13 protein-coding genes are annotated in these 12,729 nt (G+C 65.5%); all 13 read left to right on the forward strand.

The features are described 5' to 3' along the window. Positions 1 to 813, forward strand: an 813-nt coding sequence (locus tag ACFP9U_RS18945) for an FGGY-family carbohydrate kinase (protein ID WP_378623848.1), incomplete at its 5' end; no start/stop codon positions are given. Next, positions 810 to 2,120 (forward strand): iron-containing alcohol dehydrogenase, encoded by a 1,311-nt coding sequence (locus ACFP9U_RS18950; protein ID WP_378623849.1) that lies wholly within the window; start codon positions 810 to 812, stop codon positions 2,118 to 2,120. The genes ACFP9U_RS18945 and ACFP9U_RS18950, both read left to right, overlap by 4 nt. Positions 2,121 to 2,146: 26 nt before the next feature. Continuing rightward, positions 2,147 to 3,211, forward strand: coding sequence for an ABC transporter ATP-binding protein (locus ACFP9U_RS18955; protein ID WP_378623851.1), 1,065 nt, complete (start codon positions 2,147 to 2,149; stop codon positions 3,209 to 3,211). 4 nt (positions 3,212 to 3,215) lie between these two features. After that, a complete protein-coding gene (locus ACFP9U_RS18960) occupies positions 3,216 to 4,244 on the forward strand; it encodes an NAD(P)H-dependent glycerol-3-phosphate dehydrogenase (protein ID WP_378623852.1) in 1,029 nt (342 codons plus the stop codon). A gap of 192 nt (positions 4,245 to 4,436) precedes the next feature. Further along, complete coding sequence (locus tag ACFP9U_RS18965; RefSeq protein ID WP_378623854.1) at positions 4,437 to 5,924, forward strand: extracellular solute-binding protein; 1,488 nt, start codon at positions 4,437 to 4,439, stop codon at positions 5,922 to 5,924. Positions 5,925 to 5,968: 44 nt separating this feature from the next. Further along, a complete protein-coding gene (locus tag ACFP9U_RS18970) occupies positions 5,969 to 6,904 on the forward strand; it encodes a carbohydrate ABC transporter permease (RefSeq protein WP_378623857.1) in 936 nt (311 codons plus the stop codon). A gap of 2 nt (positions 6,905 to 6,906) precedes the next feature. Continuing rightward, complete coding sequence (locus tag ACFP9U_RS18975; protein ID WP_378623859.1) at positions 6,907 to 7,740, forward strand: carbohydrate ABC transporter permease; 834 nt, start codon at positions 6,907 to 6,909, stop codon at positions 7,738 to 7,740. Positions 7,741 to 7,743: 3 nt separating this feature from the next. Then, positions 7,744 to 8,025 (forward strand): hypothetical protein, encoded by a 282-nt coding sequence (locus tag ACFP9U_RS18980; protein ID WP_378623860.1) that lies wholly within the window; start codon positions 7,744 to 7,746, stop codon positions 8,023 to 8,025. A gap of 24 nt (positions 8,026 to 8,049) precedes the next feature. Next, positions 8,050 to 9,120 carry an ABC transporter ATP-binding protein gene (locus tag ACFP9U_RS18985; protein ID WP_378623862.1) on the forward strand — a complete coding sequence of 357 codons (1,071 nt, stop codon included), beginning with the start codon at positions 8,050 to 8,052 and terminating at the stop codon, positions 9,118 to 9,120. Continuing rightward, positions 9,113 to 10,225: an ABC transporter ATP-binding protein gene (locus ACFP9U_RS18990; RefSeq protein WP_378623865.1), complete on the forward strand. Its 1,113-nt coding sequence runs from the start codon at positions 9,113 to 9,115 to the stop codon at positions 10,223 to 10,225. The genes ACFP9U_RS18985 and ACFP9U_RS18990 overlap by 8 nt, the downstream gene beginning before the upstream one ends. Beyond that, positions 10,215 to 11,174, forward strand: coding sequence for a carbohydrate kinase family protein (locus tag ACFP9U_RS18995; protein ID WP_378623866.1), 960 nt, complete (start codon positions 10,215 to 10,217; stop codon positions 11,172 to 11,174). The genes ACFP9U_RS18990 and ACFP9U_RS18995 overlap by 11 nt, the downstream gene beginning before the upstream one ends. Before the next feature lie 42 nt (positions 11,175 to 11,216). Further along, positions 11,217 to 12,221 carry a dihydroxyacetone kinase subunit DhaK gene (locus ACFP9U_RS19000; RefSeq protein ID WP_378623868.1) on the forward strand — a complete coding sequence of 335 codons (1,005 nt, stop codon included), beginning with the start codon at positions 11,217 to 11,219 and terminating at the stop codon, positions 12,219 to 12,221. A 10-nt stretch (positions 12,222 to 12,231) separates the two neighbouring features. Beyond that, positions 12,232 to 12,729 (forward strand): dihydroxyacetone kinase subunit DhaL (dhaL, locus tag ACFP9U_RS19005; protein WP_378623869.1); only part of this gene is annotated, 498 nt, incomplete at its 3' end.

Genomic DNA, 12,729 nt, shown 5'->3' on the forward strand with positions numbered 1-12,729 from the left:
GGCGGCGACGGGCAGTGCGCCGGCCTCGGCACGGGCTGCACGCGCCCCAACCGCGCCTATGTCAATCTCGGCACGGCGGTCGTCTCCGGCATCTGGACCGACACCTACCGCTACGATCCCGCCTGGCGCACCGAGATCGCCGCCCATGGCGAGGGCTATATTCTGGAGAACTGCCTGCGCTCCGGCTCCTATCTGGTCGACTGGTTCGTCAAGCAGTTCGTCGCCGGCCGCAGCGCCGGAGCCGATCTCTTCGCGGAGCTGGAGGAGGAGGCGCTGAAGCTGCCTATCGGCAGCGGCGGCGTGATGGTGCAGCCCTACTGGTCCGGTGTCATGGATCCCTATTGGGACACCAAGGCGCGCGGCGTCATCGTCGGGCTCGGCACCGGGCACAAGCCGGTGCACATCCACCGCGCCATCATCGAGGGGATCACGCTCGACCTGGTGATGGGCACGGAGGCTTCGGAGGCAGCAAGCGGCCAGACGGCGGACCACTACCTGGCGATCGGCGGCGGCGCCAACAGCAAGCTGTGGCGGCAGATGCTGGCGGACGCCTCCGGCAAGCCGGTTCATGTCAGCGACACGGTGGAGGCCTCGGCGCTGGGGGCCGGCATGATCGCGGCGGCCGGCGCCGGCTGGTATCCGACGATCTGCGATGCGGCCGACGGCATGGCCGGCCGGACGCAGGTCTTCGCGCCCGATCACGCGAAGCGTCCGCGCTATCGGGCCCTGCTCGATATCTACCGTGACCTCTACGCGGCCAACGCCTCCATCAATCAGCGGCTCGTGGACTTCGCGGCCGGGGAGACCTCATGACACGCGACTATCTGGGCATCATCCGCGAACTCGTCGCCGGCACCTGGCGCGACCCTACGACGGGCAAGACGCACGGCATCCCGATCGAGAAGATCGCCATCGAGGAAACGCTCGACGGCATGGAAGCCGATCTGGTGGCGGACGCGCATGGCGGTAAGTCGCTGATCGTCGTCAGCGACGAGCGGACGCGTGCCGCCCTCGGAGAGCGGGTCTTCCGGGCGCTTTCCGGCCGTTTCGACGTGCGCGAGCATGTCTGGGAAAACCCGCGCTGCACGCCCGAGGGCATCGACGAATTGATGGCGGCGACAGAGGACGCGGAGGCACTGATCGCCATCGGCTCCGGAACGATCAGCGACAGCGTGAAATTTGGCAGCTTCTCCACCGGTCGGGAATATTCGGTCTTCGCCACCTCGCCGATGAACGCCTATACGACGCCCACCGCCTCGATCGCCTATGACGGCTTCAAGAAGTCGATCACCTGCCATTCGGCGCGCGGCGTGTTCTTCGATCTGCAGGTATTGGCCGGCTGTCCGCGCAGGCTGGTCTCCGCCGCCTTCGCCGACGTGATCTGCCGCACCACCGCGCAGGTGGACTGGCTGATGTCGCACATCCTGTTCGACACACCTTATTCCGAGACGGCCTATGTGCTTCTCGCCGTCGACGAGGACGACATGATCGCCGAGGCGGCCGGCATCATCTCGGGCGATTTCGACGCGCTTGCCAAGCTCACGCGCGTCTCCGCCATCATGGGGCTCGGCACCTCCTTCACCGGCACCACCCATGTCGGCTCCATGGCCGAGCATATGATCTCCCACTACATCGACATGTTCGCAGGAGCCGCCCATCCCGGCACCTCGCATGGCGAGCAGGTGGGCGTGGCGACGCTGACCATGTCGGCGCTGCAGAACCGCATTCTCGGCGCCGACCGGCCGCCGGAACTGCGCCCGACCGTCATCCCGGAGGCCGAGCTTCGCCGGCGCTTCGGCGACCAGACGGCCGAGACCATGATCGAGCAGACCGCACGCAAGGCGCTGGACGAGAGGGGCGCGGCGGCGTTGAATGCCCGGCTGGAGAAGGAATGGCCGAAGATCGCCGGCCGCCTGCGCGCCGTCATGCGCCCGAAGGCGCAGCTGCGCGACGCCATGCCCGGCGCCGGCTGCCAGCTCACCGGACGCGATCTCGGGCTCCAGCCGGAATTCTACCGCGACGCCGTGCGCTATTCGCGTTTCATCCGCGACCGCTTCACCATGCTGGACATGGCCGGCGACAGCGGACAGCTCGAAGAATTTGCCGCCGGCTGCGAGTGAGCGGCGAAGCCAAGGGGTTTTTGTGAATGGCACGTGTGGAATATGACGGCATCGGCAAGCGCTACGGCTCCGTCGAGGTGATGAGCGACATCGACCTCGTCGTGGAGGACCGTAGCTTCGTGGTGCTTCTCGGGCCGTCGGGCTGCGGGAAGACGACGCTTCTGCGCATGACGGCGGGGCTGGAGACGATCACCGACGGCGAGATACGCATCGGCGGAAATCGCGTGAACGAGGTGCATCCACGCGACCGCGATATCGCCATGGTCTTCCAGAACTACGCGCTCTATCCGACCATGAAGGTGTACGACAACATCGCCTTCAGCCTGCAGGTCAACAGGACTCCCAAGGCGGAGATCGACGAAAAGGTGAAATGGGCGGCCGATCTCCTCGGTCTCAGTGAATTTCTCGACCGTTATCCCAAGGCGCTGTCGGGCGGCCAGCGCCAGCGTGTCGCCATGGGCCGGGCGCTGGTGCGCGATCCCGCCGTCTTCCTGTTCGATGAGCCGCTGTCGAACCTCGACGCCAAGCTGCGCGGCCAGATGCGCTATGAAATCCGGCGCATTCACGACCGGCTGGACACGACCACAGTCTACGTCACCCATGACCAGATCGAGGCCATGACCATGGCCGATCACATCGTCGTCATGCATGGCGGGGTAATAGAGCAGCGCGGCACGCCGCCGGAGGTATATGACCGCCCGGCCTCGCTCTTCGTCGCCGACTTCATTGGTTCGCCGCCGATGAATTTTCTCAGCGGCAGGGTCGCGATGGCGGACGGGCAGGCGGCGATCGAGCTGGGCGGCGTGCAGTTCACGCTGCCCGCCGATGCCGCCGTCGAGGAAGGCATGGAGGTGACATGCGGCATCCGGCCGGGCGACGTCGCGGTGGCGCCCGGCGCGCCGCACGGCGCCGAGATGGTGCTGTCGGAGAACACGGGGCCGGAAACCCTGCTGCATCTTCATCTGGGCGGCGAGGATCTGCGGGCGGTCGTCTCCGGCCGTCCGGTCATCGAAAAGGGAGAGACGGTGCGTTTCGGCGTCGATCCGGCGAAAATTCACGTCTTCGACGCGGTAACGGGAAAGCGGCTCTAGGACGATGGCGAACATCCTCATCATCGGCGCCGGTGTCATGGGGTCGGCGATATCGGTTCCGGCCGCCGACAACGGACATTCGGTGCGTCTCGTCGGCACGCCGCTCGACAGTGAGATCATCGCCACGCTCAAAAAGCCGGGCGGCGTGCACCCGAAACTGGATGCTCCTTTGCCGGCAAACGTTGAGCCGCTCGACATCGACGAATTGGGCACGCGCCACGGGGATGAAGCCGACCTTCTTATCGTTGGCGTCAGCAGTCCCGGCATCGAATGGGTTTGTGCCCAGCTCGACGCGCTGATCGGCAAACCGGTTCCCGTGGCCTTTGTGACCAAGGGACTTGTGGCCGGCCGCGCGGGGATAAGGACCTATGCCCAGACGGCGCCAGAAGCCGTCGAGGCCCTTCGGCCCGACCTGTTTATCGGTATCGGCGGGCCCTGCATCGCCCGCGAGCTGGCCAACCGCAGGCCGACCGCGTGTGTTTACGCCTGCCCGGATAAGGCGCGCGCGGAGGCGCTGGCCCGGCTGATGCGTACCAGCTATTACCGCCTCGACGTCAGCGAGGACGTAACGGGGGTCGAGGCCTGTGCCGCCCTGAAGAACTTCTACGCCATCGGCGTCAGCGCGATGCAGACGCGCTACGCCGACCGGGGCGGCAGCCAGACCAAGAACCCGACGGCAGCCGCCTTCAACCAGGCGATCCGCGAGATGCGGCTCATCGCCGGCGAGATCGGCGGCCGGCCCGAAACGGTGTTCGATCTGGCCGGGCTGGGAGATCTGCACGTGACGGTCGGCGGCGGACGCAACAGCCGCCTCGGCCACGCTCTCGGCCGCGGGTTGCGGGTCTCGCAGGTGATGAAGACCGAACTCGCCGGCGAGACGGTGGAAGGGATCGACACCGCCCGCGCGCTCGGCCGCTGGGTCCGCAGTCATTCCGAGGCCGATCTGCCGCTGGCGCGCAGCATCGTCGATGCCGTGCTGAAGGATGCGCCCTACGATTTCGATTTCCGGCTGGTGGGCCGAGCGCCCGCCTAGAGCCATCGTGCACCCCCGGGTGAAGCGGCCCAGAAGGGTGTCATCTTTGCGGAATTGACATTTGTCGAACAACAGTTGAATATTGTCGAGTCACGGTCTGGAGGACCGTTCGCGCCGGTGGGTAGGAGCCGCGCGCGGCCAAGAGGACATCACAGGGCGGCCATGGCCGCCGTTTCCCAGGGAGGAGTTTCAGTGACAGAGCAGAACAACAGTTCCGGACGCCGTCTCATCGTTCCGCGCCGCACCTTTCTGAAGGGCAGCGCCGCGCTGGGGCTTTCGGGCGCCGTTTCCGCCCCCTTCATCAACAGGCTTCGCGCCCAGGAGGAGCATCCGCTCGCCGGGCAGTCGATCGAGATGAACATCCTCGGCATCGCCGGCTGGCTGCCGTCATCGCTCGGCGTCCAGATGTCGCCGCTCTTTGCCGAATTCGCCAAGGAGAAATACGGCTATGACGTCAGCTTCGGCTTCGCCGAGGCGCCGTTCGCCGATCTGTTCCAGAAGGCGGCGACCTCGCTTGCCACGCGCAGCCAGGAATACAACATCATCATTTCCGACAGCCAGTGGCTGGGTGCCCTGGCGCAGCCCGGCTGGATCCTGCAGCTCGACGACGTCATCGCCAACAATCCGAACCTGCAGCTCGACTGGTACTCGCAGACCGTCGTCGACACCTACATGGTCTATCCCGACGGCTCCAACAACCGCTGGGGCCTGCCGCAGGAGGGCGACACCATCGCGCTCTTCGTGCGCAAGGACCTGCTGGAGAACGAGGACGAGCGGACGGCCTTCCAGGAGAAATACGGACAGCCCCTGCCGCAGACCTTCGAGGATTTCGAAGACCTCACTATGGAGGAGTTCGAAAAGATCGCCGACTTCTTCACCCGCCCCGACCAGGAGCTGTGGGGAACCGCTTCGCAATACAGCCGCGTCTACGATTTCTGCACCTGCTATCTCTATCCCTTCATGTGGAGCCAGGGCGGCGAGGTCTGGAATCCGGAGACGGGACAGGTCGAAGGCATCCTCAACTCAGACCTCAACGCCACGGCGATGGAGCAGTACAAGGGCTTCCTCAAATACCAGCCGTCGGGTGCCTTGAACTACGGCATCGCCGAGATCATCGACGTGTTCACCCAGGGCAAGGTCTTCTCGGCCTTCCAGTGGGCCGCCGTCGGCCTCGCCATGATCACGGAAGAAAACCGCGACAACGTGCTGGTCGTGCCGCCGCCCAAGCACGGCAAGGGCGATGAGGCCAAGCGCGTCTACACCATGGGCGGGCAGCCCTGGGTGCTGAACGCCTTCAACGACGACACCAAGATGCGGGTCGCCATCGACTTCCTCAACTGGTGGTACCTGCCGGAGACGACGCTGGAATTCGCCAGGCGCGGCGGCAATCCCACGGACAAGGCGACGCTGTCGAACCCCGAGTTCGACGACATCAATCCGTGGAACCGGGCCTACAAATACATGCTCGAGCCCGGCCGCTCCCGCGACTTCTGGCACCATCCGCGCTATTCGGAGATGCTCGCCGTCCAGCAGGAGGGCTTTACCTCCTACATGACCGGAACGACGGCGTCGGCGAAGCAGGCGCTGGACTATATCGCCTGCCAGCAGCAGCAGATCCTCTATGACGCGGGCACGGCCTCCGAACGGCCTTCGGACGCCTGCGCGAGCACCTCGCTCTAAGGATCTTCGACCTTCCGTCCCGCTCCCGGCCAGGGAGCGGGCCCATGGCTCAGTATTCCGGTCTGCTCATGTCCAAAGCGTCTTTCCTGCGCGTCTTCGACGACAGGCGGTTTTTGACAGTCGCGCTGCTCGTGCCCGTGTTGACGTTCTTCCTGGTCTTCAACACGATTCCCGTGCTGTGGCTGCTCGGCCTGTCGTTCCACAAGTTCTCGCTCATCAGCGGCATGCCGCCGGAGTTCATCGGCTTCCGCAACTTCGTGGACATCTACTACAACAAGAACAACATCTGGTCCGACCTTCACCGCACCTTCGTCTTCGTCGGCGTCGGCGTGGCGATCCAGACGACGCTTGGCGTGCTGCTCGGCTTTCTCTTCTGGGGGTCGAAGGACATGCCGGGCCGGCGCGTGGCGCTGACGCTCCTCTTCACGCCGATGGTGCTGACGCCGATCGCCACGGGCACCTTCTTCCGCTTCATCTATGATCCGACCTTCGGTGTGCTCAATGCCATGGCGCAGGGCACGTTCGGCACCGGGCCGATCGACTTCCTGGGCGATCCCGACATCGCCTTCTGGGCGGTGCTCGCGGTCGACTGCTGGATGTGGACGCCGTTCATGACGCTGATGACGCTGGCCGCGCTCGGTTCCGTGCCGAAGGCGGAACTGGAGGCGGCGGAGATCGACCGGCTGCCCTGGCGCAAGCGCCTGACGCTGGTCGTCTGGCATCACGGCAAGTTCATCCTGATGCTCGGCATCCTTCTGCGCACCATCGATTCCTTCAAGACGCTGGACCTCGTCATCCCGATGACCAAGGGCGGGCCCGGCCAGACCACGCGGCTCGTCGCCGTCGAACTCAACAAGCAGAGCTTCGAGAGCTTCAACATGGGCTGGTCGTCGGCCTATTCGGTGCTGCTTCTGCTCATCTCCATCGCCATGACCTCGATCTTCATCTACGTGCTGTCGCGCCGCAGGAGGAGGACCTGACCATGACCACCGCCTGGAAAAGCCGCGCCTATTACGCCGCGCTCTGGCTGGTCGCGCTGATCTTCTTCTCGCCGGTCGCCTGGATCATCCTGTCGTCCTTCAAGTCGCGCACCGACATGCTGGCCACGCCGCCCAAGCTGATCTTCTCGCCGACGCTGGCGAACTATGTGGACCTGTTCACCAATACGCGCTCCTTCTGGCTGCAGCTTGGCAACTCGCTGCTGATGTCGCTGGCGGCGGTGGTGATCGCGGTGTTCGTCTCGTTCCTCGCCGCCTTCTGCTTCTCTCGCTTCAGGCCCAAGGCGACGGACTTCCTGATGTTCCTGCTCCTGTCGATCCGCATGCTGCCGGGGCCGGCGGTCATCCTGCCGGTGTTCCTGATGTATGTGGCCTTCGGCTGGAAGGACAACCACATCGCGCTGACGCTGTTCTACGCCATGTTCTCGATCCCCTTCTCGGTGTGGATCCTCAAGGGCTTCCTGGACGGGGTGTCGCAGCGCTTCGACGAGACGGGCCGTGTCTATGGCGGCTCGTGGTTCCACATCATCTTCAAGGTGGTGCTGCCGCAGGTGAAGCCGGGCCTGATCGCCGCCTTCATCTTCAACCTGATCTTCGTGTGGAACGAGTATCTGTTCAACTTCATCATCGGCGGCGTGTCGACCCAGAACATTCCCTACGCGCTGGCGGTCGGCACCTATTCGGACGGCGGGCTGAACTGGACCTTCATCGCCTCGCTCACCTCGATCTACATCATCCCGCCGGTGGTCTTCATCTATCTGTTCCAGAAGTATCTGTTGGTCGGCATGACCTTCGGTACCGTGCGCGGGGAGGTCTAGACGATGCAGAAAGTGCCTTTCGCCGAACGCGCCGAGATGGTGCTGATCTTCACCATGCTCGGCGGCATCGTGCTGGTGGCGCAGCGCTGGTCGATCGACGTCTACCGCTTCGGCCTCGTCGTGCTGGTGGCGGCGACTTTCCTGCAGATCGCCGTGGGCAATGTGCCGAAGCACCTGGGCTTTGCCGGCACGGCCGTTCGCACGCTGATCATCCTGGCGGTGATCGTGGCCTTGTTCAGTCTCGGCATCTTCCTGGTGCCCTATCTCGCACAATTGGGGCGTTAGATGCCGGCGGTCGAGTTTCAATCCGTGACCAAGACCTTCGGCCGGGACAAGGCCGTGGACGATCTGTCGCTCACCGTCGAGCCCGGACGGTTCACCGTGCTCTGCGGTCCGCCCAAGAGCGGGAAATCGACGCTGTTCCGCCTGCTGGTCGGGCTGGAGAAGGCGGACGGCGGACGCATCCTGGCCGACGGGGTGGACATCACCGATCTGCCGCCGGGGGGGCGCAATTTCGGCTACGTGCCGCAAAGCTTCGCCCTCTACCCGCACATGACCGTGTTCGAGAATATCGCCTATCCGCTGCGCCTTGCGCGCGCGCCGTCCGCCGAAGTGACCAAGCGTGTCGACCGCTCGGCGGCCATGCTGTCGATCGGGCATCTCATGAAGAAGACGCCGGACCAGCTCTCGGGCGGTGAGAAGCAGCGCGTCGCCGTTGCCCGCGGCCTGCTCACCAACGCCTCCGTCTTCGTGCTCGACGATCCGCTGGTCGGCCTCGACTACAAGCTGCGCGAACGTCTGATGGACGACTTGAAGCATCTTTGCGAGGAACTGCAGGCGACCTTCTTCTACGCCACGGCCGACTCGCTCGAGGCGCTCACCATGGCGCAGGACCTGGTGGTGATCGACGACGGCCGCGTGGTGGAGAAGGATGACGTCCTCGATCTCTATCGCGAACCGCGCTTCGCGCGCAGCGTCGAGCTGATCGGTTTCCCCAAGGCCAATGTCTGGAATGGCACCGCGCGCGACGGGGTCGTCGAGACGGGCGGACTGCGCTTTGCGCTCCCTCAGGATGTGTCCGACGGAACGGTGCGGCTCGGCTTGCGCCCCGAGGATGTGCGGCTCGACGGCACGGGAGAAATGGGCGCCAAGGCCAGCGTCCGCATCGTCGAGCATCTGGGGTCCGAGATCGTCGTCTATCTCGAAAGCGACGGCATGCCGATGACGGCGGCCTTCCCTTCCGCCCATGCCGCGCTGCCGGAGATCGACGCCGAGGTCAGGATCGCGATCGACCCGGAACGCATCATGGTCTTCGACGCCGCCACCGGCGAGCGGATCGGGCGCGCTCAGCCGCATAGGGAGGCCGTGGCCCATGGTTAAGGTCGTCATCGACAACGTCACCAAGAAGTTCGGCGACTTCACTGCCGTCGATTCCCTGAGCACCACCTTCGAGGACGGCGCCGTCACCTGCCTTCTCGGGCCCTCAGGCTGCGGCAAGACCACCCTGATGCGCATGATCGTCGGGCTGGAGACGCCGACTTCGGGGCGCATCCTCTTCGGCGACAAGGACATGGGCGGCCTGCCCCCGCGCAAGCGCAGCGTCGGCATGGTCTTCCAGTATCCGGTCATGTACCCGACGCTCTCGGTCGAGGAGAACATCGCGCTGCCGCTCAACCAGGACCGCAGCATCGATGCCGCCGAGCGCCGAAGGCGCATCGACGAGGTGCTGGATGTGCTGGACATGCGCGACCGCAGGGGCGCCTTCATCGGAGAACTCGATGCGGGCAGCCGGCAGAAGGTCGCCGTCGGCCGGGCCGTGGCGCGGCGCTCGGATATCGTGCTCTTCGACGAGCCGACCACCAATGTCGAGGTTCAGGCAAAGCTTGCCCTGATCCGTGCCTTCAAGCTGGTCACGAGCCGCCTGAAGCAAACGATCATCTACGTCACCCACGACCAGACCGAGGCCATGACGCTGGCCGATCACGTGGCGCTGATGCGCGACGGGCGGATCATCCAGTACGACACGCCGCAGCATCTTTACGCGGTGCCCGAGACGGAGTTCGCCGGCTGGTTCCTCGGCAATCCCGGCATGAACTTCGTGCCGGCGCGACGGGAAGGGGACGGGGTGACCAGCGCGCTGGGCGGCGGCGTCTACACCCCCGAACGTCCGCTGGATGATGCGGCCGAGATCAAGATCGGCGTACGGCCAGAACATGTGCGCGTTTCGGCGCGCCCGCGGCCGGGCGCGGTGGCAGGCAGGCTGAAGGACATGAATGTCGGCATCGCCGGGCGCTCGATCATCCGCATTGCGCTCGAGGATTTCGAGATCAAGGCCAAGGTCGACGGCCTCGACGGCGTGCGGCCTGGCGACGCGGTTTACGTTTCGGCCGATCCCGAGTGGACGAGCGTCTTCGCGAACGGCACGCGGGTCGGGGCCGCGATGAAGGAAAGCGCTGAGGGGAGGAGCACGGTCGATGGCGCATGATGTATCGGTTGTCGGGTTGTACATCCTCGACGTTCTCGGCCGTCCGGTAAACGCGATTCCCGAAGGCGGGAATGTCGAATTCATCGACGAGATCCGGCTGACGGTCGCCGGCACGGCCGGCGGGACCGTGGTGGATTGTGCCAAGCTCGGCCTCGGTTGCCTGGCGGTCGGGGCGGTGGGCGACGACGAGAAGGCGGACAGGATGCTGTCGACCATGCGCGGGCACGGCATCGACGTCGCCGCCATGCAGCGGCTTGAAGGCGTGCCGACCTCGGCGACGATCCTGAACGTGCGCGCCAATGGAGAACGGCCGGCACTGCACGCCCGCGGCGCGTCGGACCATTTCGACGTGCCGGCTGATGCCTACGATCTCGTCCTGGGGGCGCCGATCGTGCATCTGGGCGGCACGGGGCTCCTGCGCCGGCTCGACGGCGAGCCGAGCCGCGTGCTCCTGCAGGAAGCCAAGAAGCGCGGGCGCACCGTCACCTTCGACCTCATCGCGGCCGATGCCGGGACGGCGGCGATCGTCGAGCCGCTGCTGCCGCACATCGACTATTTCATGCCTTCCATCGAGGAGGCGATGGTGATGTCCGGGCGCAAGAGCGCCCCGGAGGCCGCCGACCACTTCCTCGACAAGGGGGCGACCTGCTGTGTCTTCACCCTGGGCGGCGAGGGGGCGTTTTACGCCCATGCCGACGGGACACGCTTCACCATGCCCGCCTACCGGATCGAGGTGGTCGATACGACGGGCTGTGGCGACGCCTTCGATGCCGGGTTCATCACCGCGCTGAAGCACGAGATGAACCCGGAGGATGCCGTGCGCTTCGCGCAGGCCGCCGCCGGGCTCGTGGCGAGCGGGCTGGGCTCCGACGCGGGGATTCGATCGTTCGAGCACACGCTGGAATGCATGAACACCTGGCCGGTGCAGAGGACCGGGGCGGAAGTCTAGGAACATAGCGCGACGAACAGGCTACGGCGAGTGAGGACAGGGATGGCGACCAAGAAGATCATCAATCGTGGCGACGATGCCGTTGACGAAATGCTGGAGGGCGTGATCGCCGCTCACGGCGATGTCGTGACGCGGCTTGCCGAGAACCCTCGCGCCATCGTCGCGCGGGAGGGGCCGCGAAAGGGCAAGGTAGGCCTGGTGATCGGCGGCGGCTCCGGCCATGAGCCGACCTTCCTCGGCTTTGTCGGCAAGGGGCTTGCCGACGCCGCGGCAATCGGCAACGTCTTCGCCTCGCCGCCGCCGGACCCGGTGCTGGCCTGCACCAAGGCGGTCGATGGCGGCGCCGGCGTGCTTTACATGTATGGCAACTATGCCGGCGACGTGATGAACTTCGACATGGCCGCGGAAATGGCCGCCATGGAGGACATCGAGGTGCGCACGGTGCTGTCGACCGATGACATCGCCTCCGCCCCGGTGAGCGAGCGGGAAAAGCGGCGCGGCGTGGCCGGCAACTTCTTCATCTTCAAGGCCGCGGGGGCGGCCTGCGACATGATGCTGCCGATCGACGAATGCGAGCGCATCGCCCGCAAGGCGAACGACCACACCTATACGATCGGCGTCGCGCTCTCGCCCTGCTCGCTGCCCCAGACGCGCAAGTGGAATTTCGAGATGGGCGAAAACGACATGGAAATCGGCATGGGCATCCATGGCGAGCCCGGTATGATGCGCGAGTCCCTCCAGACGGCGGACGAGATCACCGACCGCATCATGGATTCGATCTTCGAGGAAATGGCGCCCCAAAAGGGCGACCGGGTCGCCGTACTCGTCAATTCCCTCGGTGCAACGCCGCTGATGGAACTCTACATCATGAACCGCCGCGTTCATCAGCGGCTCAAGGAGGCGGGGCTTTCCGCGCACAAGACCTGGGTCGGCAACTACTGCACCTCGCTGGAAATGGCCGGTGCGTCGATCACGCTCATGCATCTCGACGACGAATTGACCCGGATGATCGATCACCCCTGCGCCTGCGCGATGTTCAACGGCTGAGGAGGCGGCAATGAGCACATTCGACAGCGCACGCTTGATCGCCCTGTTCGAGGCCGTCGCCACGCGCATCGAGACCGAGAAGGACCACCTGTGCGCGCTCGACGGCCATATCGGCGATGCCGATCACGGCATCGCCATGGCGCAGGGTTTCAACGCCGTGCGCGCCGCCGTGACCGATCTCGATCCCGGCGCGTCGGCGCCGAGCGACGTGTTCAACACGGCCGCAAAGGCGTTTCTGAACGCCGTCGGTGCCTCTTCCGGGCCCCTTTACGCCACCGCCTTCATGCGCGCCGGCGCGGCATTGAAGGGCAAGGAGGTCGCAACGGACGACGACATGGCGCAAGCCTTCCAGGCGATGGCACAAGGCATCGAGGATCGCGGCAAGGCCGCCGTCGGCGACAAGACCATGGTGGATGCCTGGCGCCCGGCGGCGGACGCGCTTTCGAAGGCGCGCGAAGGCGGAGGCGATCTCGCCGCCGCGCTGCACGCCGCTGAACAGGCCGCGGCA

Source organism: Nitratireductor sp. GCM10026969 (assembly GCF_042660605.1).
Taxonomy (GTDB): Bacteria; Pseudomonadota; Alphaproteobacteria; order Rhizobiales; family Rhizobiaceae; genus Chelativorans.